At 52.6% G+C, this 23,652-nt stretch carries 13 protein-coding genes; 10 read left to right on the forward strand and 3 right to left on the reverse strand.

All coding sequences use genetic code 11. The features are described 5' to 3' along the window. Nucleotides 1-27: 27 nt before the first annotated feature. Both ACE418_RS11265 and ACE418_RS11270 read left to right on the forward strand, forming a co-directional pair. Nucleotides 28-9,198, forward strand: a complete 9,171-nt coding sequence (locus tag ACE418_RS11265; RefSeq protein ID WP_416450693.1) for an ESPR-type extended signal peptide-containing protein — start codon at nucleotides 28-30, stop codon at nucleotides 9,196-9,198. 13 nt (nucleotides 9,199-9,211) lie between these two features. Next, nucleotides 9,212-9,394, forward strand: a complete 183-nt coding sequence (locus tag ACE418_RS11270; protein WP_416450694.1) for a type II toxin-antitoxin system RelB/DinJ family antitoxin — start codon at nucleotides 9,212-9,214, stop codon at nucleotides 9,392-9,394. 539 nt (nucleotides 9,395-9,933) lie between these two features. Here the strand turns inward: ACE418_RS11270 and ACE418_RS11275 are convergent. Genes ACE418_RS11275 through ACE418_RS11285 form a run of 3 tightly spaced genes read right to left on the reverse strand, consistent with a single transcriptional unit; the run spans nucleotide 9,934 to nucleotide 13,453 of the window. Then, nucleotides 9,934-10,716: an enoyl-CoA hydratase/isomerase family protein gene (locus tag ACE418_RS11275; protein ID WP_416450695.1), complete on the reverse strand. Its 783-nt coding sequence runs from the start codon at nucleotides 10,714-10,716 to the stop codon at nucleotides 9,934-9,936. 18 nt (nucleotides 10,717-10,734) lie between these two features. Next, nucleotides 10,735-12,285, reverse strand: coding sequence for an acyl CoA:acetate/3-ketoacid CoA transferase (locus ACE418_RS11280; RefSeq protein WP_416450696.1), 1,551 nt, complete (start codon nucleotides 12,283-12,285; stop codon nucleotides 10,735-10,737). A 34-nt stretch (nucleotides 12,286-12,319) separates the two neighbouring features. Continuing rightward, nucleotides 12,320-13,453, reverse strand: a complete 1,134-nt coding sequence (locus ACE418_RS11285; RefSeq protein ID WP_416450697.1) for an acyl-CoA dehydrogenase family protein — start codon at nucleotides 13,451-13,453, stop codon at nucleotides 12,320-12,322. A 248-nt stretch (nucleotides 13,454-13,701) separates the two neighbouring features. Here ACE418_RS11285 and ACE418_RS11290 point away from each other — a divergent pair, with 248 nt between their 5' ends. The 8 genes from ACE418_RS11290 to ACE418_RS11325 all read left to right on the forward strand — a co-directional run bounded on the left by ACE418_RS11290 (nucleotide 13,702) and on the right by ACE418_RS11325 (nucleotide 23,485). Further along, a complete protein-coding gene (locus ACE418_RS11290) occupies nucleotides 13,702-15,957 on the forward strand; it encodes a sigma 54-interacting transcriptional regulator (RefSeq protein WP_416450698.1) in 2,256 nt (751 codons plus the stop codon). A gap of 182 nt (nucleotides 15,958-16,139) precedes the next feature. Continuing rightward, nucleotides 16,140-17,330, forward strand: a complete 1,191-nt coding sequence (locus ACE418_RS11295; protein WP_416450699.1) for an aminotransferase-like domain-containing protein — start codon at nucleotides 16,140-16,142, stop codon at nucleotides 17,328-17,330. Nucleotides 17,331-17,600: 270 nt separating this feature from the next. Further along, the gene (locus ACE418_RS11300; RefSeq protein WP_416450700.1) at nucleotides 17,601-18,788 is read left to right on the forward strand and encodes an aminotransferase-like domain-containing protein; all 1,188 of its coding nucleotides are present in this window, start codon (nucleotides 17,601-17,603) and stop codon (nucleotides 18,786-18,788) included. Between the two features lie 162 nt (nucleotides 18,789-18,950). Further along, nucleotides 18,951-20,771 (forward strand): DNA helicase RecQ, encoded by a 1,821-nt coding sequence (gene recQ / locus ACE418_RS11305; RefSeq protein ID WP_416450705.1) that lies wholly within the window; start codon nucleotides 18,951-18,953, stop codon nucleotides 20,769-20,771. Nucleotides 20,772-20,787: 16 nt separating this feature from the next. After that, entirely contained in the window at nucleotides 20,788-21,579 is a 792-nt protein-coding gene (locus ACE418_RS11310) for a thymidylate synthase (RefSeq protein WP_416450701.1), read from the forward strand. Next, nucleotides 21,579-22,076: a dihydrofolate reductase gene (locus ACE418_RS11315; protein WP_416450702.1), complete on the forward strand. Its 498-nt coding sequence runs from the start codon at nucleotides 21,579-21,581 to the stop codon at nucleotides 22,074-22,076. The genes ACE418_RS11310 and ACE418_RS11315 overlap by 1 nt, the downstream gene beginning before the upstream one ends. 76 nt (nucleotides 22,077-22,152) lie before the next feature. Then, nucleotides 22,153-22,350: a cold shock domain-containing protein gene (locus ACE418_RS11320; RefSeq protein ID WP_014016364.1), complete on the forward strand. Its 198-nt coding sequence runs from the start codon at nucleotides 22,153-22,155 to the stop codon at nucleotides 22,348-22,350. Nucleotides 22,351-22,543: 193 nt separating this feature from the next. Then, on the forward strand, nucleotides 22,544-23,485 hold the full coding sequence (locus tag ACE418_RS11325; protein WP_416450703.1) for a Rossmann-fold NAD(P)-binding domain-containing protein: 942 nt from the start codon (nucleotides 22,544-22,546) through the stop codon (nucleotides 23,483-23,485). Nucleotides 23,486-23,652: the final 167 nt, after the last annotated feature.

The raw sequence follows: 23,652 nt of genomic DNA on the forward strand, positions 1-23,652 counted from the left end.
AATATATTCAGAGAGAGGGGATGCCCTATGAATAAGATCTTTAAAATTATCTGGAGTAAAGCAAGAAATTGCTACGTTGTCGTGTCGGAATTGGCCAAGAGCCATGACGACGGCCACGTACGCCGCAGCCGCAGCGGATGCTGTCGTAAAGCTGCCGTTCTGGCAGCCTTTGTCCTGACGACATCGCTACTTGCTGCCCCGGACTGGGCTCAGGCAGCGGCAGCTACGAACAGCGGGAACCCGTCTGCCAATCAGGCGGTGAATATTGAAAACAAGAATAATACAACCGCTCAGGGAACAGATGCTTATGCTACTTATGATTCCCAAGGCAATTTGATCATGGGCAAGGACAATGAAGTCGTTCCTATTCAGAAGGACTCCAAGACCGGCAATGCCAGGGTGGATAGTAAGCCGGAAAATGTGGTCATGGGGACTCGTAACGGCGTGGGCAAATTTACCCATTCCACGGAAACCAAGAAGCCCATCAGTGGGGATGATTCCTATGCCTATCAGAAACTGGATACGGAATGGATCACGGTAAAGGTCTATAATCCCAACACAAACACCTATGATGACAAACAGGTGGAAGTCTATAAACTGACTCCCGGCCAGTACATGGATGATGAGTATAACGTCCGGGCAAAACGTCCGACATTAGCAGACTATAATTATAACCAGGAAGCTTATAATCAAGCTTTGAACGTTTATAATAGTGTTGCTAATTATTTGAATGACGATAGGACACGCCAGTCTTATTACGTCAGTGGGGCTACCGCGGTAGGCGTGGATAATGTGGCCGAAGGAGACCGTTCCACGGCCATCGGCAACAAGGCTAAGGTCCTGAATTCTGTGGGCAGCTATTATGTAGATGCTTATGGCAAATTAACGAGAGATCAAGATGCTGCATATTATTATTTGGATGAACAAGGGCGCATTACTACGACCCCTCAATATGTCAAGGACAGCAACGGACAGTATGTCAAAGATACAAATGGGAATTATATCAAAACTTCCTTTTTGACTGTTCCTCGGCTCATCGATTCCACCGATGCCGTGGCTCTGGGCAGCGATGTGACGGCTGAAGGCCGGTCCGCTGTGGCCATCGGGCATCAGTCCTATGCCAAGGAATACAGCGTGGCCATTGGGGAAAACAGCGTGACCGACTACATGGGCGTGGCTATCGGCAAGGACAACAAGGCCAAGTACGCCAGCACGGCCATCGGCCATACTAATGATGCCAACGGGTATTATACGGCAACTATGGGGGTCAATAATACGGCTCATGGCGATTACAGCAGTGCCATCGGTTACCAGAATACGATCGATGCGCTCCAGGCGAGTGGCAGCGAACGGAAAGCTTATGAAAGCCATGCCTTTGGTTCAGAGAATACGATTAAAGGCGATTATAATTTAGCCGCTGGCGATAAGAATAGCATTGATAAAATTTCCGGCATGGCCGTAGGTGTCGGAAATAAGATTTCTATGGACCATAATCCGGGAAACAGTAATCCTATCAATTTGGACAATCAGAGCGGTGATTATAGTATAGCCGTAGGCCTCGGGAATAAGTCTGAAAAGAATGCCCTGGTCATTGGCAAATACAGCAGTGCTCTCCACGATGGCAGTATCGCTATTGGGAATTCTGTCAATTCTAATGAGAACAATAATAACGGAGCAAATGATTCCATTGCCATTGGCACAGGTTCAAAGGCCATGACCCAGGATTCTATTGCCTTTGGTCACGGAGCCACGATTGGCAATAATAATACTCAAGGGATAAATGGAGCCATTGCTATCGGTAAAGGCGCCGACGCAGAAAACGGCCAGAGTCTTGCCATCGGCTATGAGGCCTATACGGGAAATAATAAAGATGTAGCGACGAACAAAGATGGTAGTATTATCGCTATCGGTACGAATGCACAGGCTATGGCAGGCTATGACATCGCCATCGGGGCCAAGGCTAGTACAGCCAGCTCCAAGACAAGCAATAGCGGTGGTAGTGCTGTTGCTATCGGCTATAATGCTGTCATCAACGATGGCGCACAGCGTAGCGTGGCCATGGGGGCTAACGCTTCGGTAGCGTTGAATGTTCAGGATGCAGTGGCTTTGGGGAGTCAGTCTTATGTGGAACAGAATCAGGGAGCTAATCATCAAGGTGGCTATGATCCATCGGCAAAAGGAATTGCTCACGGCGATGCCAATAGTTCCACAAAAGACCCAGTCTGGAATTCGACTCTTGGACCTATTTCCGTAGGCAGTGCATCGCACTGGGATAATGCGACAAGAACTCAAACTGCACAGCAGACTCGCCAGATTACCAATGTGGCAGCTGGTAAGGATGATACCGATGCTGTCAACGTAGCCCAGTTGAAACAGGTGGTCAGCCTGGTCAATAACAGCGGCGGTGGCGGTACCGGCGGCAGCGGTGTACATGATTACAGTGTGAAATCTGTAAATCCGGGTACAGATACCAACTATAACAATGGGGGAGCTTCCGGCGATAATGCCTTGGCTGCCGGTGTCAGTGCCTCGGCAACGGGTGCCCATTCAGTAGCCGTCGGTAACGGGGCAACCGCAAAAGGCCAAGATTCTATTGCTCTTGGTACGGGCGCCGTAGCAGATGGAATCGGTGCCACCGCTATTGGACAGTACAATACGGCGTCGGGCCAAAATTCACTGGCCTTTGGCGGCGGATATAATAAAGACCAAAAAGGGAATACCGCCAGCGGCGTTGCTTCGGTAGCTTTTGGAGAAGGAACACAGGCCATTGCCGAAGGGACCCTGGCCTTTGGGGAAAATACCCAGGCTGGTTCTACTGAGAAAGATAAACAAGGTAATCTTTTGGGGCAGAATGCCGTAGCTTTCGGCAATGGGACGAAAGCCACTGGCGGTCGTTCCCTGGCTTTTGGAGAACGGACCCTTGCCAGTGCCAACGATGCTACGGCCTTTGGCAATGAAAGTGTTGCTTCCAACACGGGAGCCACTGCTTTCGGGAATAAGAACCAGGCTACCGGTCAGTATGCCACAGCCTGGGGCGGCGGAGATAAAGTCGTCGATAATGGAGATGGTACGACAACAAAAGTCGGCACCGTAGCCAGCGGTACCTATGCTACGGCCTTTGGTGAACGGACGGAGGCCAGCGGGGAAAGTGCCACCGCTTTCGGCAGTGATTCTACGGCCAGCGGGAAAAATGCTGCGGCCTTTGGCGAAAATTCTACAGCTTCCGGCGAAGCCTCTACGGCCTTTGGTATCGGCTCCACGGCAGTGGCTAAGAACTCCCTGGCGGCTCTGGGTGGCACGGTAGCAGAATCGGCAGAGAATGCTGTTGCTATCGGCAAAGATGCCCAGGCCAAACTGGCGGATACGGTGGCACTGGGCAGCGGATCCGTAGCTGACCGGCAGAGCGGTGTCAAAGGGTATGATGCCGCCACCGGGGCGGAAACGACCCAAACATCTGCCGCCTGGGTTTCCAAGGCCAATGCCATCGCCGTGGGCAACGGCAGTACTCTGACCCGGCAGATCACTGGGGTGGCGGCTGGCTCCTTGGATACGGATGCCGTCAACGTAGCCCAGCTCAAAGCTGTCGATGCAAAGCATACGATTGTCACAGTCGGCGGCCAAGCGGTAACGGCAGACAATACACCAGTTACCGGCGGCAACCTCGACTTGAAGCGCACGACTGCCACCAATGGTCAGGAAACCTATGACTTGAAACTCAATGATAATATTACGCTTGGCAAAGACGGCGCTGATGGCCGGGAAGGCACCATCGGCCTGACCGGCAAAGATGGCCTGCCGGGGGCTGACGGCAAACAGGGCTACAGCACCACCATCATCAAGACGGAAAAAGGGCAGCCCGGTGCCGATGGCAAGAATGGCAAACCCGGCGTGGATGGCAAGGATATCACCCGTATTGTCTATACCGATAAGGATGGCAGCAATCCCCAGACCGTGGCTACCATGGATGATGGTTTGAAGTTTGCCGGTGATGATGGGGCGAAGACAGTTGCCAAGAAGCTTAACGATACGTTGCAGATTCGCGGCGATGGCACCTACGACACGGCTGCACATAAGACTAAAGAAGATGGCAACATCCAGGTTTCTGCTGATACGGATACCGGGACAATCAAGGTTTCTTTAAGCGATAAGATCAACCTGCATCAGGATGGTTACTTGACAGTCGGTGGCAGCAAGAATGGTGAAGCCGCTGACGGAAGTGACCCGATTGTCATCAAGAATTTTGGCGCTGGTGAATTGACTGTCACAGGAACTGATAAAGATGGTAAAACACCTCAGTCTGCAGCTGGTGACTATGTCACCGGTCTTGACAACAAGGACTGGGATGTAAGCAATCCGACCTATGTCAGCGGCCGGGCTGCTACGGAAGATCAGCTCAAAAAAGTCAACGATGCAGTCAAAGATGCTGCAGCTACAGCTGGTAAGCATACAGTGGTTACGGTCAACGATAAAGACGGCCATGAAACAAAGGCTGCTGCCGGGGATGGTGTATTTGGCGAATATGCCGGCACCGACACGGACAACCTGCTCATTGCCGCTAAGAATAACAATGGCCAGATGACCTACAACATAAAGCTCAATGACCAGCTGGCCATCGGCCAGAAAGGCGAATCGGGTGTGGCTGGCAAAGATGGGAAGGATGGCAAAGTTACTGTCGAAACTAAGGGTGGCACCACCGTAGTCATCGGTCACGATGGTGAACCGGGCAAGAATGGCAAAGACGGCATTTCCGTGAAAGGCCAGGACGGCAAGGATGGGGTCACCATCAGTGCTGTAAATGGCAAAGATGGTACGGAAGGTCATATCGGCCTGACTGGCCCGAAGGGTGCTGACGGTAAGAATGCCAATATCGATATCTCCACTGTTCTTGGCAAGGCTACCCTTGACCGTAACCAGAACGAAGTCCAAGGCGACGACAAAGATGGTGCGAAAGACCAGGCATCCCGCATTCAGTACCAGACCACCGTCACCGACAAAGATGGCACGCCCAGGACTATTACCCATGAAGTCGCCACGATGGATGACGGCCAGAAATATGTCGGCGATGTGAAGGACAGCGATGCGAAGGCGAATGCATTCAGCCGTAAGCTCAATGAACAGATCAATGTTGTCGGTGGCGTCACAAACCTGGATGATCTGTCGAAAGGAAATAACGTTGGCGTTGTTTCAAACGGTAAGGATACGTTGACCATCCGCCTCGCCAAAAAGCTCACTGACCTGACCAGTGTCACCACGGTAACGAAGGATGACAAGGGAAATAAGACGAGCGAGACGGTTCAGGATGGCAATGGCATCACGATCACTCCGTCTACGTTGGGCACTGGAAAGTCGGCTGTATCGCTGACAGACAATGGCCTCAGCAATGGCGGCAATCAGATCACCCACGTTGACAGCGGTTTGAAAGATGCAGCTGGCAATAAGGTTGAACTGAAAGATGCTGCCGGTGATATGCTGAACAATGCAGTCAATGTAGGCGACCTGCAGAAAGTACAGAACGTTGCTTCTGCCCATACGGCTGTCACAGTCAATAGCGGCGTGGAAGCTCCTGAAGCCGGTGCTGACGGAAAGCTGGGGGCCTATACGGATAAAGGGAAAGGCAATCTGCTGCTGGCACAGAAGAAAGATAGTACTACCGGCAAGATTACCTATGACTTGAAACTCAATGATAATGTTACTCTTGGCAAAGACGGTGTCGATGGCCGGGAAGGCACCATCGGCCTGACCGGCAAAGATGGCCTGCCGGGGGCTGACGGCAAACAGGGCTACAGCACCACCATCATCAAGACGGAAAAAGGGCAGCCCGGTGCCGATGGCAAGAATGGCAAACCCGGCGTGGATGGCAAGGATATTACCCGTATTGTCTATACCGATAAGGATGGCAGCAATCCCCAGACCGTGGCTACCATGGATGATGGTTTGAAGTTTGCCGGTGATGATGGGGCGAAGACAGTTGCCAAGAAGCTTAACGATACGTTGCAGATTCGCGGCGATGGCACCTATGACAAGAATCAGAATACCGTAGCTGATGATGGCAATATCAGGACTTCTGTGGACAATGGTGCTGTGAAGATTTCTCTGAGTGATAAGATCAACCTGCATCAGGATGGTTACTTGACAGTCGGTGGCAGCAAGAATAGTGGAGCTGCTGATGGAAGTGACCCGATTGTCATCAAGAATTTTGGCGCTGGTGAATTGACTGTCACAGGAACTGATAAAGATGGTAAAACACCTCAGTCTGCAGCTGGTGACTATGTCACCGGTCTTGACAACAAGAACTGGGATGTAAGCAATCCGACCTATGTCAGTGGCCGGGCTGCTACGGAAGATCAGTTAAAGAAAATCAGCGATACCATTAAAACAAACGCCGAAACAGCAGCTGGTCAGCATACTGCCGTTACAGTCAACGACAAGGATAGCAGTGAAACAACGGCTTCTGTTGGAACTGATGGAGCATATGGTTCTTATAGCGATGCTTCTAAAGGGAACCTCCTTATTGCAGCCAAGACCAAAGATGGAAAGACGACCTACAACATCAAGCTCAACGACAATCTGGCCATCGGCCAGAAAGGCGCTGATGGCAAAGATGGCAAGGACGGTAAAGTCACCGTGGACACCAAGGGCGGCACCACCGTGGTCATCGGCCATGATGGCGAACCGGGCAAGGATGGCAAAGACGGGATTTCTGTGAAAGGCCAGGACGGTAAGGATGGGGTCACCATCAGCGTTACCAATGGCAAGGATGGGAAAGACGGCAGCGAAGGCCATATCGGCCTCACCGGCCCTGCTGGCAAGGATGGCAAGGACGCCAGTGCGGATATCCATGTACAGAACGGCCAGAACGGCGTGGACGGCACCGATGGGAACAATGGTAAGGACGGCATGGACCGGGTGGTCTATGAAGACCACAATGGTAAGACCCACGAAGTCGCCACCATGGACGACGGTCTGAAATTCGTGGGCAACGACGGTCAGGAAGTGATCCGGAAGCTGAATTCTACCCTGTCCATTAAGGGCGGATTGGATAAAGGCGCTGTAGCCCAGGCATCCAGCAAGAACCTGGGCGTCCGCCAGAATGCAACAAAAGATGGACTGGAAATTGTCATGACCGATACCCCAGACTTTACCAAGGTCACGGTGGGTGGTGACAAGAAAATCACCATTGGCGGACAGACCAATTCCGATACCAAGAATCCGGCCAACGGCAACTATATCACTGGTCTGGATAACACCAAGTGGGATAAGGACCATGTGACGGAAAACCGGGCCGCTACGGAAGGTCAGCTCCGCGATGTCGCTGGCTCCATCACGAATCAGAGTCAGGGCGGTGGCTTTGGCCTGGCTGATGAAGCGGGTAACACCGTGAGGAAAGACCTGGGTCAGACGGTTACGGTCAAAGGCGATGGCAAGAACATCGAAACCAAGGTCAACGGTGGTGCCCTGGAAGTCTCCCTGAAGAAAGATGTGGATTTGGGTAACAACGGAAGCATCAAGGCCGGCGACACGACTATCGATAAAGATGGGGTGAAGACTAACGAAGTTAAAGTTGGTGACATCACCATCACTAAAGACGGCATCAACGGTGGGGCCAAGCAGATTACCAACATCGGCAGCGGTATCGACGGCAAGCAGTATGCCACTGCTGGAGACAACAACGCGGCCAGCATCGGCGACGTGAAGAAGATTGCCGGAGACGAAGCCAGCAAAGCGGCTGATGCGGTCAAGTCCAAGAGTGGTAAGAACATTACCGTAAAGGACGACCATACGGTCAACCTGAATGACAGCATTACCCTCGGTGATGAAACGGATGTATCCAAACAGGTTTCCATCGACGGCAACGGCGCCAAAGTCACGGCCGGTGACGGGGCTAATAAAGTTACTGTGGACGGCTCCAAAGGCCAGGTCACCATTGGGTCCGGCGATAAGACACTGACACTGGGCAAACAGGCCAATACGGCCGGTGACAGCAACCCGGCAGAAGGGAATTACCTGAATGGCCTGGACAACACCCAGTGGGATGGAGAACACATTCAGAGCGGCCGTGCCGCTACGGAAGACCAGCTGAAGACGGTCAGCGACAAGGTGAACAGTGGCCGTAAGTTCCAGGGCGATGATGGCCAGGACGTAACCGTCGGTATGGGCGATACCCTGAAAATTCAGGGCGGCGTCAAAGCGGAAGATGTCAGCCAAGAAAATAATATTGGCATCGTCAAAGGTGCTGATGATACACTGAACATCCGTCTGGCCAAAGACCTCAAAGGCCTGGACAGCGTTACGACGGGCGACACGACCATCAACAACAGCGGCCTGACGGTCAAGGGCGATGACAATCACAAGGCCATCACCATCCAGCAGGGCAACGTCAATATGGGCGGCAATACGATTGAAGGCGTCGCACCGGGCAAAATCAGCAAGGATTCGACCGATGCTGTCAACGGCAGCCAGCTCTGGCAGCGTGACCAGGCTATCAACGGCCTCAGTGGTTCTGTCAACAAGCTGGGCAACCGCATCAACCGCGTCGGTGCCGGTGCCGCTGCTTTGGCAGCGCTCCATCCGCTGGATTTCGACCCGGACGACAAGTGGGATTTCGCAGCTGGCTACGGTAATTACCGCGGTGCCAATGCGGCTGCTATCGGTGCTTACTATCGTCCGAATGAAGACACGATGTTCAGCGTCGGCGGTTCCTTCGGCGGTGGGGAAAACATGGTCAACGCCGGTGTCAGCATTAAGCTGGGCCAGGGCAACCACGTTTCGACATCCCGCGTCGCCATGGCTAAGGAAATGAAAGCCATGCGCCAGCATATGGCTGAACAGGATGCCCTTATTGCCAAACTGCAGAGCATGCACGGCATGGCTGTCGACCCGGCTAAGAGCACGCTCTTCCCGGATGTCGCTGAAAACCATTGGGCTTACCAGTACGTCACGACGCTGGCCAAGAAAGGTATCCTCGAAGGCTATCCCGATGGCGAATTCAAGGGCGACCGCATGATGACGCGTTATGAATTTGCTGCCATCGTCTACCGCATCGTCGAAAGCGGTGTGGGCAGCACGGATCCGGAACTGAGCAAACTGGTCAAAGAATTCTCGCCGGAACTCCAGTACATCCGCATCGACACCATCCAGAAAGACCGCAACGGCAAACCGACGATTGAACGAGTACGCGTCATTTCCGATGCGAAATAAAAGGGGGAATAGAATGGCTGCACAAATTGGCGTATCCTTTCGTATTAACAAGGAGTTAAAAGAAGACTTTGAAGAGTTCTGTGATTCCGTAGGGCTGAGCATGTCCGCTGCGATCATCTTGTTCATCAAGGCGGCAGTTCGGGAACAACGGATTCCCTTTGAAGTCACTGCGCTAGATTCGACACATAAAAAATAGTAATCCTTGTAGAAAGGGGCTGTCGCATGAAGGCTTTCGTCATTATGCGAGGCCCCTTTTTGCGTGCCTCGGACTCAGATGCGGCTGCGCCGCGACAGACTCATGAAATAAACGCAGTTTGCAGGCGGCAGGTCGCAGGTCGCTACGGTCCTGCGGACCATAAAAAATACACGGCCATTGGCCTTGTGCGTAGGGGCCGACCTTTAACCTCTCAGACCGCCTTTGGCGGCCAGCTCCCCTATAAAGGGAGCCTTGTGCGGCCCGCTGCGATGTTTAATCATAGCATATTTGAGTATAATGGTGAAGTTTTACGAACTACGTGCTACGGCTTTTCCTCTGACTCAGATGCGGCGTTCCGCCGCGACAAACTCATAAAATAAACGCAGTTTGCTGGCCGCCGGTCGCAGGCGGCAGGTCGCAAAAAATGGCCAGTAGCCGTATGCGTAGAGGCCTGCCTCCCATGTTAAGGGGAGGAGACCACGAAATAAGCCGTTACATGAAGTGATTTTGCTTCCTGTAACGGCTTATTTTTTACTTACTTATTTTCCTTGGAATACTGGTTTGCGTTTGTTCATGAAGGCGGTGATACCTTCTTCAAAGTCCGCAGACTGCGCGCACGAGTTCTGATAGAAAACTTCCGTAGGCGCATACGCTTCAAATCCAGTGAACATGCTGGCATAGAGCATCTTTTTGATATAGGCGTAGGATTTTGCCGGTCCTTGGGTCATCTTTTTGGCGACGGCCATGACCTGGTCCATCAGGGCGTCTGCCGGGAAAGCGCCGGTGACCATGCCGATTCGGACTGCTTCTTCGGCGCCTACCGGCCGGCCTGTGGCAAACATTTCAAAAGCCCGGGTGGTGCCGATGATGCGGGGCAGGAGATAGGCCCCTCCTGTATCCGGCGCCAAGCCGATGTTGACGAAGGCCTGTAGGAATTTGGCCTTATCGGACATATAAATCAGATCCCCGGCCAGTGCCAGATTGGCCCCGCCGCCGGCAGCGGCTCCGTTCACGGCCGTGATAATGGGTTTGGTCATGCGTTTCATCTGTAAGGGGAGCGCCGCGACGGCTTCGACAATCGGCGCCATGGTGAAGCGCGGTTTCTTCACTTCATCGATGAAGTAGCCGATGTCCCCACCGCCGCTGAAGGCCCGGCCGGCACCGGTCAGGACGATGACTTTGACCTCTTCGTCTTGTTCACAATCGGACAATGCCTTGGAGATGGCCTGAGCCATGGGGATATCAATGGCATTGAGGTTCTTTGGGTTATCCATGACTATCGTAGCGATATGGTCTGTTACTGATACATGTACGAGTTCCATAATGAAAGACCTCCTTGGTTATAAACCTAAATGCAGTACGTCATCAGTAAAAATCCGTGGATCCATGGATTTTAAATCGGGGGATACGGCGACAGGGAAGGCAATCTGATCGAGAACCTGGGTCTGTAAGTCGATACCCGGTGCTATTTCGACCAGCATCGGCCCGTCGGCAGTCAGGCGGAAAACGGCCCGTTCCGTAATATACAGGACTTCCTGTCCTTGGGCATAGGCTTGTTTGCCGCTGAAGGAAATTTGTTCGACTGCCGGGACGTATTTCTTGATTTTGCCTTCCTGTTTGATGATGAGCTTCCCGTCTTCGACGGCGACTTTCAGGCCGCCTGCTGTGAGACTGCCGCAATAGCAGACTTTCTTGGCTGTCGATGCGATGTTCAGGAAGCCGCCCGGGCCGACCGTGCGGCCATTGAATTTCGTGACATTGGCATTCCCATCTTTATCGACTTCAGCTGCGCCTAAGAAGGTGATATCCAGGGCGCCGCCTTCGTACCAGTCCATCTGCCGGGTCATGTCGACGACGTATTCTGAATTGGTGCAGGCACCGAAATCCAGACCCGATGCGGGGACCCCGCCGACGTGGCCGCATTCGACGGTCAGCGTGATTTTATCGGAGCAGCCATCTTCTGCGCAGACCGAAGCGATGCCTTCGGGGACGCCGAAACCGAGGTTGACGATTTGATGGGGTTTCAGTTCCAGGGCAGCCCGGCGGGCAATGAGGCCGCGGGCATCCATTTTCAATTTAGGTACGTCGTCGAGGGGGATGCGGTATTCCTGGGCCCAGTTCGGATTATAGTCCGGATGGCCGAAGGTCATGGGATGCTGGTCTTTAGGTGCGACGACGACGTAATCGACCATGAAGCCCGGTACGATGATGTCCCGCGGGTTCAGTGATCCGTATTCGCAGACGTTTTCGACTTCGACGATGACGATGCCCCCGTTATGTTTTACGGCCTGGGCCGTGACCATGATGTCGCATAAGCAGGGTTCATGTTCACACGTGATGTTCCCTTTCGTATCGGCTGTCGTACCGCGGATGATGGCGACGTCCATGGGGAAGGCCTTATAGAAGAGGAATTCTTCGCCGTGGATGTGGGTCAGTTCGACGAGTTCTTCCGTCGTGATGCGGTTGGCCTTGGCACCGCCGTGGCGGGGATCGACGTACGTACCCAGGCCGACTTTGCTGAACAGGCCCGGTTTCCCGGCGCCGATCTCCCGATAGAGCTGGGACATACTGCCTAATGGCAGGATATGTGCCGGGATTTCGTTATTGTCAATCATCTTCTGTAATTTCGGATTCATGTTGCAATGGGCTGAAATGGCTTTGGCGACCAGGCCTTTATGGCCCAGATGGTCGACGCCGCCACCGCGGGCATCGCCGACGGCAGCATCCCAGATGAGGGTCAGGTTCCGGGGCTTGCCCGTTTCCAAGAATGACTTTTCTACTTCAGATAAGACATATTCCGGGTTAGCAACGGCTACGAATCCCGATACAGCAACGGACGAGCCGTCTTTGATAGCTTCGATGGCTTTTCTTGCACTTACGACTTCCATCATAATACCTCCTTTATATTACTTCATTTATAAGACTTTATTTCAAAAGAGCCCCGCTGATGACGATGCGCTGGACTTCATTGGTGCCTTCGCCGATTTCCATGAGTTTGTTGTCGCGCAATAATTGTTCGACATGGTATTCCTTGCTGTAGCCGTTGCCGCCGAAAATCTGGATCGCATCGAGGCAGATCTGCGTAGCGTGGGTCGAGGCGAATAATTTGGCTTCAGCGGCCTGGCGGGAGCAGCGGACACCGGTCGATTTCAGTTCGGCTGCATCATAGAGCATGAGTTCCATGGCGTCCGTGTACATGGCCATATTGGCCAGTTTGAAGGCGATGGCCTGGAATTTGGCGATGGGTTTTCCGAAAGCCGTCCGTTCCTTGGCATATTTCATGGCTAAGTCCATGGCGTGTTGGGCAATCCCCGTGGAAATAGCCGTACAGCTGATGCGGCCGCCGTCCAGGCCTTCCATGGCGTAGACGAAGCCCATGCCTTCTTCGCCTAAGAGGGCGTCTGGCGGCAGTTTCATGTCATCGAAGGTCAAGCCGTGGGTATCGGAGCTGCGCATGCCCATCTTGTCTTCTTCCTTGTTGATGAGCAGGCCCGGCGTCCCGGCATCGACGAGGAAGGCAGAAATGCCTTTGGCCCGTTTATCCGGATCCGTCACGGCCATGATGACATAATAATCGGCGATGCCGGAATTGGTGATCCAGGCTTTGGACCCATTGACGACATAGCTGCCATCTGCCTGCTTTTTGGCCCGCGTGCGCATACCGGCTGCATCGGAACCGCAATCCGGTTCGGTCAGGCCGAAGGCACATAATTTCCCTTCGGCGATACCGGGCAGGTACTTCTGTTTCTGTGCATCGGAGCCATGGCGGATGATCATGTCCGTGCAGACCCAGCTGATTTCCGAAGCCATTGCGAAGCCGGCATCAGCCCGTGCCAGTTCCTGCGTGATGATGGCACATTCGATGTCGCCCAGGCCGGCACCGCCGTATGCTTCGGGGACCGGCGTGGCCTGCAGTCCGACGGCCTTATATTTTTCATATAAAGCGGCGTTCCAGCCATGTTCATCCATGTCACGGCTCAGGGGTTCCACCTCTTTCTGGGCAAAACTCCGGGCTAAATCGCGGATGGCTAATTGTTCTTCTGTAAATTTGTAAGACATACTAAAGACCTCCTTATCGTGAATGACTCATGGGATTCATTGTGTTTATCCTGAGCATTTGGCTTTCACTAATGTATATGAAAGAATCGTGCCAATAAAAACGATACAAAATGAATCGTTATGAATTGAAAATGATACAAAATGAAGCGGAAAGCTGAATAGTAAAGAAAAAATGAAACAGTGTGTCACTTTGATATAAAATATGATACAATATGAATCAGGAATCCAGCGAAAGAAGGAATACGGTCATGAATCAAAATCATATTTATAAACAAGAGGCCTTGCTGTCGACGCGAAAAGATATATTGAATGAGATGCGGGCCTATGATTCGCAGAAGCTGACGGCCTTGAAAAAATATGTTCTGGCTCATCCTTCCGACATCCCCGATGATTTGACCGATATGGAACTGAAACTCGTCAAATCATGGCTTTATTCGTACAGCCTCGGTGTCGATTGCTGGCAGGAATCCCTGCGGGATGACCAGATCGACTTTACGACGAAAGACAGGCTGACCAGTTTCTTGTTATATGAATGGAAGCAGCGGCGGATTTATTACTCCATCAAACATGAACTACTGGCGGAACACGGGGCTGTCGTTTATTATGTCGATCCCCATCGCTGCATCTATTCCCACGGCGGGAATAAAGCGCTCCTGGCCCGGCTCAAACAGAAGGGCATCAAATTTGGCGCTGACCTGTCGGATGAGTCCATCGGGACCAATGCCATGACCTTCCTGCATCATCCTCATCCCGTCTCCTTCATGCGGGGGGCTATGAATTATTCCCGTGTTTTTTCGGAATACGTGACGATTGCCATGGACTTTTCTTTCAAGAACTATAATGGCATGTGCCAGTTCATCGTCTTTCCCGAAGAAAAACTGACCTGGCATCTGCTGAGCGTCATCCAGGCCGTGCATTGCATGGAACAGTATCATTTGATGAATGTCGATTCCGATGTGACGAATTTGCGCAGTTCGGCGATGAATCTGACCTTTACGAACGCCGTCCTGCTGATTGATGCGAACGGCTATGTCATGGATTCCAATTGTACGTTCCTCGATTTATTCGATACGACGTATTTCGATATCGTCGGGAAGAAATTGAGCGATGCCTTCCCGGAAATGGCCGACGTCCTGCAGCTCTTGCAGACCGGCACGGAAGGGCAGTTCTTCATCACTTACCACGAACAGCATTTCCAGCTCATCTGCCGGCCGGTCATCCAGAACGGCCTTTCTTATGGGATTATTGTCCAGGCATCGCCGGCACTGCCCAAGGCGGTACCGGCCCATACGGTATCGCCGCGGATGACTTTTTCCTTCCAGAAGATGGTCGGTTCCAGTCCGGCGTTCCTGAAAGCCAAGAACAAAGCGGTCATGGTTTCTTACAGCGATTGCAATATCATGCTTTGTGGGGAAAGCGGCACGGGGAAGGAAGTCTTTGCCCAGTCGATCCACGGGGCCAGTCCCCGGGCACAGAAGCCCTTTGTCGCCATTAACTGTGCGGCTATCCCCAAAGACCTGATCGTCAGCGAACTCTTTGGCTATGAAGAAGGGGCTTTTACCGGTTCCAAGAAGTCCGGCAATCCCGGAAAGTTCGAACAGGCGGATGGCGGGACGCTGTTCCTGGATGAAATCACCGAGATGCCGTTGGATATGCAGGCTGTCCTGCTGCGGGTCCTGGAAACGGGAGAAGTCGTCCGGCTGGGCGGGCAGAAGAGCCGGCACGTCAACGTCCGCATTATTACGGCAACGAACCGCAATATCGAGGATTTCGTCGCTCAGGGCCATTTCCGGCTGGACTTGTATTACCGGCTGAACGTCATCAAAATCAATATTCCGCCCTTGCGCGACCGCAAAGAGGACATTCCCCAGGCGGCCCAGGCCTATGTGGACCATTTTGCCGATGCCATGGGGCAGAAAGCCATCACCATCGCTCCCGAAGCGATGAAATGTCTCTGTGCCTATTCCTGGCCCGGCAATATGCGCCAGCTCCGCAATGCCATGGAAGCGGCCGTTACTCTGGCCCATAGCCATATCATTACGTCGCTGGAACTGCCGGAATATATCCTGGAAGACGCAGCCGTTGCCGCGGTCTGCAAACCGGCCGGCCCCAAAGGACGGCCGGTTCCGGAGCCGGCTCAGGAACCGGTGCGGGAAAAAACGGGCGGACCCGCTCAGCCGGAACCGGAAGCAGAAAGGCCGTTCCGGACCTTGAAAGAAGTACTGGCCGCCTGCCGGGGCAATAAGTCGAAGACGGCGGAAACAATGGGGATTTCACGGAGTACCTTATACCGCCATCTGCGCAAGGCCAGGAAGGAGGTAGCCCCGGTGGAAGCAGACAGGGAACCCCGGCAGAAACCGGATATCCGGTCATATGCGTCCTACCGCGACTATGAAAGGGACTTGATTTACTATTTGATGGACCGCTATCATGGTAATAAATCCCGCGTCGCTGCGGCCATGGGCATTTCCAAGAGCACCTTATACCGCCGTTTAAAACAGTAAAACGATTAACATAGAAAGGTAAGGCTTACTATTTATTTCATTAGTATAGATTTTGGGGAGGTTTTCCATAAAATTTGTGGATTAATGGCCTATATCGTGGTATAATAAATATCGTTACGACGCACATTGACGCGTCGCAGCTAAAGCCATAAAAGAAAGAGAATAGATAGGAGTGAAGTTTTATGGTAAAGTTTTCTGAAGAAGCAAAGAGTTTACACGCATCGGATATCCGTGAAATTTTGAAAGTAACAGAAAATCCGGAAATTATTTCCTTCGCCGGTGGTCTCCCTGCACCGGAACTCTTCCCGATTGACGAAATGATGAAAGTCGACGTGGAAATCTTGAAAAAAGAAGGTCGTCAGGCCGTGCAGTACAGTACGACGGAAGGTTATGTGCCCTTGCGTAAACAGATTGCCAAACGCATGAAAACATCTTTCCATACAGACTGCACTTATGAAGATATCATCATCACCGCTGGCTCCCAGCAGGGCCTTTCGCTCCTGGGCCAGCTCTTCCTCAATGAAGGCGACATCGTCCTCGTTGAAAGCCCGACTTACATGGGCGCTACGACGGCTTTTGCTGTCAACTTCCCGAATTTCGTCGAAGTCGAAACCGACGACAAAGGCATGGTTCCGGAAGCTTTGGAAGCAGCTATCGAAAAATATGGTGACCGCGTCCGCCTGATGTACGTCATCCCGGAATTCCAGAACCCGACGGGTATCACCTGGCCGCTGGAACGCCGCAAAGCCATCATGGACATCATGAACAAACACGACATCCCCATCATCGAAGACGACCCGTATGGCGAACTCCGCTATGAAGGCGAATCGATGCCGACCTTGAAATCCATGGATACCCAGGGCAACGTCATCTTCCTCGGTTCCTTCTCCAAGATCTTCATGCCGGGCCTGCGTATCGGCTGGATGGTCGCAGCTCATGACATCCTGGAAAAGGCCGTCATGCTCAAACAGACTGTCGACTTACAGACATCGTCCTTCGCACAGCGCCAGGCTTCGTACTACATCGACATGTATGACCTCGACGCTCATGTCAAACAGATCCGCGCCCTCTATGGCAAACGCCGTACGCTCATGTATGATTCCATGAAGAAGTACTTCCCCGAAGGCGTTTCCTTCACCTATCCGGAAGGCGGCCTGTTCACGTGGGTAACCCTGCCGGAAGGCCTCGATGCCAAGGCTATGATGCCGGAAGTCATCGAAAAGAAAGTCGCTTACGTACCGGGTGGTGCTTTCTATCCGAACGGCGGCAATGCCAACCACTTCCGCCTGAACTACTCCAACATGCCGGAAGACCGCATCGTCGAAGGGATTAAACGCTTAGCTGAAGTTTTGAAAGAAAAAATCGGCAAATAATTAGATTTTAAGGAAATGAGACGCTCTCTCGTGAGGGCGTCTTTTCTTTTGCAAATTTTTTTAAAAAATTTTTACAGTCATTATTTAATATTTTTTTAACCAGATATTTACTATTATCAGTCATTCTCGTTATTTACATTTGGTTTATAAAGGTTGTACGAAACGTAACATATTTATAACGCAAACGTTTAATTGCATAAAAGTAATTTTGATGATACTATGTAGACATAGATAAACGCGTGATTCATAGAACCTGAAGGAGTGATTGATATGCATTTTTCCGACTTAGCCATGAATTTGAAAGCCTCTGAAATCCGTGAACTCTTGAAACTGACGACCATGCCGGAAGTCATTTCTTTCGCTGGCGGCCTGCCGGCACCGGAACTCTTCCCGACGGAACAGCTGAAAAAAGTCGACGATGCCATCCTGACCAAAGAAGGCCGAGAAGCCCTGCAGTACGGCACGACCGAAGGCTATAATCCCCTGCGCAAACAGATTGCAGCCCGCATGAAACAGGCTTTCATGGTCGACTGCGATATCGACAACATCACTATTACGTCTGGGTCTCAGCAGGGCCTGTCCATGCTGGCCCAGATCTTCATTAATCCGGGCGACATCGTCCTCGTCGAAAGCCCGACCTATCTCGGCGCCCTCAATGCCTTTAAGCTCTGCAAACCGGAATTCGTCGAAGTGCCGACGGACGAAAAGGGCGTCATTCCGGAAGAATTAGAAAAGATTTTGGAAAAATACGGCGACCGCGTCCGCATGATGTACGTCATCCCGGAATTCCAGAACCCGACGGGCATTACCTGGCCCGTAGAACGGCGCAAGGCTTTTATGGACCTCATCAATCAGTATGATTTCCCGGTCCTCGAAGACGACCCCTATGGCGAACTGCGTTATGACGGCGACAAGGTACCGTCCCTGAAATCGATGGATACCAAGGGCAATATCATCTTCCTCGGCTCGTTCTCGAAAATCCTCATGCCGGGCCTGCGTATTGCCTGGATGGTAGCCGATCCGGTCATCATCGATAAAGTCGTCAAGCTGAAACAGGCTGTCGACCTCCAGGCGTCGTCTTTCGGCCAGCGCCAGACTTCGTATTACATGGATATGTTCGACCTCGATGAACACGTCGTCAAGATCAAGGCCCTCTATAAGAAACGCCGCGACCTGATGTGCGAATCGATGAAAAAATACTTCCCTGAAGGCATCACCTTTACATACCCCGAAGGCGGCCTGTTCACGTGGGTAACGCTGCCGGAAGGCATGGACGCCAAAGAGCTCATGCCGAAAGTCCTGGCTAAGAACGTTGCCTACGTGCCGGGCGGTCCCTTCTACCCCCACGGCGGCAATGCCAACCACTTCCGCCTGAACTACTCCAACATGCCGGAAGACCGCATCGTCGAAGGTATTAAACGCCTGGCCGACGTCTTGAAAGAAGAATTGGCAAAATAAGGCTAAAGATGATATGATATAAAGGAGCTGTCGCATCGCGACAGCTCCTTTCAAGTTGTTAGTGGCAAGTTGTTAGTGGTTAGCAGATGGCTTTAAATTTAAAGGCTTTTTCTGCAAACTACAAACTCCGTACATTCGTTTTTTATAGATGGGTTGATTTTGATGGAACTTGAATCTCTTTTAAAACAATATTTCGGCTATACGTCGTTCCGGCCGGGCCAGCACGAGGTCATCCAGACCCTGCTCGATGGCCGCGACTGTCTGGCCATCATGCCGACTGGGGCAGGGAAGTCAATCTGCTTCCAGCTGCCGGCGTTGATGATGCCTGGCGTGACCCTGGTCATTTCGCCGCTCATTTCCCTCATGAAGGACCAGGTGGACAGCCTGGTCAATCAGGAGATACCGGCGACGTATATCAACAGCCAGTGTACCTTTGAGGAGGCCAAGGCCCGCTTCGCCGCCATCCGCGCCGGCCGGGTCAAACTCGTCTATATTTCACCGGAACGCCTGGAAAACGAATTCTTTACGTCCTTCATGCAGAGCCTGCCCATTTCCATGTTCATCATCGACGAAGCTCACTGTGTATCCCAGTGGGGCCACGATTTCCGGCCCAGCTACTGTGCCATCAAGGACTGGATCGCCGCCCTGTCCAGGCGGCCTGTCGTCGGGGCCTTTACGGCGACGGCGACGGAAAAGGTCAAAGAGGACATGATGAACCTCCTGGGCCTGGAAAAGGAACGCATCTTCATCGGCGGCTTCGACCGGCCGAATCTGTATTTCCGCGTCGTCCGGACGAACCGCAAGCTGGACTTCGCCTTGTCTTACGTCCAGCAGCACAAGGAAGACAGCGGCATCATCTATGCGGCGACGCGCAAGGAAGTGGACCGCGTTTATGAAGAACTGACGCGGCGGGGCATCCGGGCCGGCCGCTATCATGCCGGCCTCAGCGATGACATGCGCCGGACCATGCAGGACGCCTTCACGTATGACCGGCTCCAGGTCATCGTCGCCACCAACGCCTTCGGCATGGGCATCGACAAGAGCAACGTCCGCTACGTCATCCATTACCAGATGCCCAAGAACATCGAAAGCTACTACCAGGAAGCGGGCCGGGCCGGCCGGGACGGAGCGCCGGGGGAATGTATCCTCCTCTTCAGCCGCCAGGATATCATGATCCAGAAGTTCCTCATCGAACAGTCCGTCCATGACCCGCAGCAGCAGGCCGTCGAGTTCCGCCTGCTCAACGCCATGGTCCGTTACTGCGAAGGCAATCACTGCCTGCGCCATTATATCCTGACTTATTTCGGCGAACACCCGTCGTGGCAGCGCTGCGAGAAATGCGGCAACTGTGACCAGGAGACGGTCGAAGAAGACATGACCGAACAGGTCCGCAGCATCTGTCTCTGCGTCGACGAATTGAAAGGCCGCTTCGGCATGACCATGGTCTGTGACATCCTCAAGGGCAGCCAGAACGCCAAGGTCCGCCGCTATGGCTTTGAACATAATTCGGCCTTCGGCATGCTCGGCGATTTCACCTTGTCCGAAGTCCGCGACATGGTCCGTCAGTGCATCGACGACGGCTATCTCGACCAGTCCGATGGTAAATATCCCGTCGTCTCCCTGACGGCTGACGGGCGGCAGGCCCTCAGCGGCCAGCAGCGCATCGTCCAGCAGAAAGTCGTTTCGACTGAACCCGTGCCGGAACTGCCCAAGCGCCAGCAGAAGCGCCGCGCCGGGGCCATCGACGAAGACGCCCTGCGGCCGCTCTTCGACACGCTGCGGGCGGTCCGCCTGGAGCTGGCCAAAGACGAGCACATCCCGCCGTTCGTCATCTTTTCCGATGCCACGTTGTGGGATATGGCTGCCCTCAAGCCGGACAGCCTGGAAGCCATGAGCGACATCAAGGGCGTAGGCAGCTTCAAGCTCCATAAATATGGACGCCAGTTCGTCAGCGCCATCCAGTCTTATATAGATAACCATTGATTTTGAGGTGACATACATGAGTATTGCCGATACACAATATCTGAATATCGTCGAAAATATCCTCGACCACGGCTATTTCGACAACAACCGCACGGGCGTGCGGACGTATAAACTGCCCCACCAAATCATGCAGTTCGACCTGGAAAAAGAATTCCCCATCTTGACGACGAAATTCGTCGCCTTCAAGACGGCTGTCAAAGAAATCCTCTGGATCTGGCAGCTCCAGAGCAACGACGTGCGGGAACTGCAGAAGATGAACTGCCACGTCTGGGACGAATGGATGCGGCCGGATGGTACCATTGGCAAGGCCTATGGCTACCAGATCCGCAAGTACAAACAGGTCGATAAGCTTCTGGACACGCTGAAGACGGATCCCCAGAACCGGCGCATGATCGTATCCCTGTGGAACATCGAAGACCTGCCGGACATGGCCCTCCAGCCCTGTGCCTATCAGACGCTGTGGGATGTCACTGATGGCCGCCTGAACTGTATGCTCATCCAGCGCAGCGGTGACATGGGCCTGGGCGTCCCCTTCAACATGACCCAGTACGCCGTCCTCATCCATCTCATCGCCCAGTCCGCCGGCCTGCGTCCGGGCCTGTTCACGCACGTCATCAACAACGCCCACGTCTATGAGAACCACGTCCAGGCCATGAAGACCCAGCTGGCCCGCCGCGACCAGGCTTTCCCGGCGCCGAAGCTGATCCTCAACCCCGATATCCACAATTTCTATGACTTCACCATCGACGACATCGCTCTCGACAACTACCAGCACTTGGGCAAACTGCCCATGGAGGTGGCCGTCTGATGATCCATCTCATTGCAGCCGTCGACCGGAATGGCGGGATCGGTAAGGATAACGACCTCTTATGCCATATTTCGGCCGACCTAAAACGTTTTAAATCCCTCACCATGGGCCACACGATGCTCATGGGGCGCAAGACCTTCGAGAGCCTGCCCGGCGTCCTGCCCGGCCGGCCGCACTGGGTCCTGACCCGTCAAAAGGATTACGCCGTCAGCCATGACGCCGTCACGGTCTTCCACAGCGTCGAAGCCATGCAGCAGGCCATGGAAGCCGGGGAAGACTATTTCGTCATCGGCGGCGCTTCCATGTACGAAGCCTTCCTGCCCCTGGCCGACAGTCTCTACCTGACGGAAATCGACGAAGCCTTCGACGGCGCCGACACCTTCTTCCCGGCCTGGCATAAGGACGAGTGGAAGGAACAAAGCCGGGAATGGCACTGTCCAGACGGACGGGAAAAATATCCTTTTTCTTTCGTCCACTATGTCCGCCGTTTCGATTGACATTGTCAATCCGTTATGTTACACTAACGGAAGAGCTACAAGATAGCTGGAATTGTTTTTTTAGGAGGATTTTGTTATGCACGGTAAAGTAAAATGGTTTAGCGCAGAAAAAGGTTATGGCTTCATCGAAAGAGAAGATGGCGGCGACGTTTTCGTTCACTTCTCCGCTATCCAGGAAGATGGCTTCAAATCCTTGACCGAAGGTCAGGAAGTTGAATTCGATATCGTTGAAGGTGCGCGCGGACCGCAGGCAGCTAACGTAGTTAAATGCTAATCGGAAAGTAAAATAGACCTTTTAAGGGGCTCACAGGACAGCTTTGGCTAGCCTGTGCAGCCCTTTTTTTTGCACCTGAATGTGTATAAAAACACGAAAAAATTTGCATAAATACTTGATATATTCATGCGACTGTGCTATGATATATCCATCGAACAAGTTCTGGTCTTAATTTATTGGAGGATGGATATACATGAAACATGCAAATAGCTTCGCAGATTATACAGCAGATGAATTGAAAGGCATTTTATTACTGGCCGAAAAGATCAAGCAGCATCAGGATGATTACAGCCATATCCTGGATGGCAAGAAATTATATACGCTCTTTGAAAAGACGTCGAACCGGACGTACCTTTCTTTTTCCATCGGCATGGAAGAATTAGGCGGCAAAGCCTATAACCAGCTGTGGAAGGACAGCAATTTCACCATCGGCGACCTCATGAGTGAAGTCAAATACGTCTGCCGCAACGTCGATTGCATCATGGGCCGGTTCAAGAAGGCCGAAACGACGGAAGGCTTCATGAAGAACGCCACGGTCCCGGTCATCAACGGCTGTGACAATACGTTCCACCCGACGCAGGCCCTGGCCGACATGTTGACCCTTTATGAAAAGACGGGCCATTTTGAAGCCAAAGTCCTCTACATCGGCGCTAAGAACAATACCTATAATTCGCTCAGTGAAATCGTCACCAAGATGGGCGGCATGATGTACGGCCTGACGCCGTTCAGCCAGATCACCAACGTCCCGGCCGATTTCTACGATAAATTGGCAGCTACCGGCCATTATCAGGAACTGCCGACGGACATTTCTAAGGAAGACCTGAAGAAAGTCGTCGCTGACGTGGACTGCGTCTACACCGATACCTGGGTCGACATGGAATTCTTCACCAATCCGGACTATGCCGAAAAGAAGAACCAGATCATCAACATGATGATGCCCTATCAGATCGACGCCGCCCTCCTGGAAGGGACGGATACCATGGTCTTCCACGATATGCCTATCCATCCGGGCTACGAAATCACACAGGACGTCATGGAAAAACACCTGGAAACCATCCTCGACGAAGCCGAAAACAGACGCCACGCCGAAAAAGGCCTCTTAGTCTACCTCATCACAGGGAAACTGGATGCCTGAGTCGCGTGAAGGCTTCTGCCATCATGCAAGATTCCTTGCACTTGAACGTTTTTCGTTCGTAGTTCATTGTTCATCGCGATGGATTGATATTTAAACTGTACCCTTTGTCAAGGACATTTTTAAAAGTTTATATCCCTTGTTTTTAGACAGGCACATGTTTCTTGTCC

The organism is Megasphaera jansseni (assembly GCF_047974155.1).
Classification (GTDB): domain Bacteria; phylum Bacillota; class Negativicutes; order Veillonellales; family Megasphaeraceae; genus Megasphaera.

Coding starts and splice junctions, on each gene's coding strand:
- ACE418_RS11265 (WP_416450693.1), top strand. CDS start 28: ATGAATAAGATCTTTAAAATTATCTGGAGTAAAGCAAGAAATTGCTAC.
- ACE418_RS11270 (WP_416450694.1), top strand. CDS start 9,212: ATGGCTGCACAAATTGGCGTATCCTTTCGTATTAACAAGGAGTTAAAA.
- ACE418_RS11275 (WP_416450695.1), bottom strand. CDS start 10,716: ATGGAACTCGTACATGTATCAGTAACAGACCATATCGCTACGATAGTC.
- ACE418_RS11280 (WP_416450696.1), bottom strand. CDS start 12,285: ATGATGGAAGTCGTAAGTGCAAGAAAAGCCATCGAAGCTATCAAAGAC.
- ACE418_RS11285 (WP_416450697.1), bottom strand. CDS start 13,453: ATGTCTTACAAATTTACAGAAGAACAATTAGCCATCCGCGATTTAGCC.
- ACE418_RS11290 (WP_416450698.1), top strand. CDS start 13,702: ATGAATCAAAATCATATTTATAAACAAGAGGCCTTGCTGTCGACGCGA.
- ACE418_RS11295 (WP_416450699.1), top strand. CDS start 16,140: ATGGTAAAGTTTTCTGAAGAAGCAAAGAGTTTACACGCATCGGATATC.
- ACE418_RS11300 (WP_416450700.1), top strand. CDS start 17,601: ATGCATTTTTCCGACTTAGCCATGAATTTGAAAGCCTCTGAAATCCGT.
- recQ (WP_416450705.1), top strand. CDS start 18,951: ATGGAACTTGAATCTCTTTTAAAACAATATTTCGGCTATACGTCGTTC.
- ACE418_RS11310 (WP_416450701.1), top strand. CDS start 20,788: ATGAGTATTGCCGATACACAATATCTGAATATCGTCGAAAATATCCTC.
- ACE418_RS11315 (WP_416450702.1), top strand. CDS start 21,579: ATGATCCATCTCATTGCAGCCGTCGACCGGAATGGCGGGATCGGTAAG.
- ACE418_RS11320 (WP_014016364.1), top strand. CDS start 22,153: ATGCACGGTAAAGTAAAATGGTTTAGCGCAGAAAAAGGTTATGGCTTC.
- ACE418_RS11325 (WP_416450703.1), top strand. CDS start 22,544: ATGAAACATGCAAATAGCTTCGCAGATTATACAGCAGATGAATTGAAA.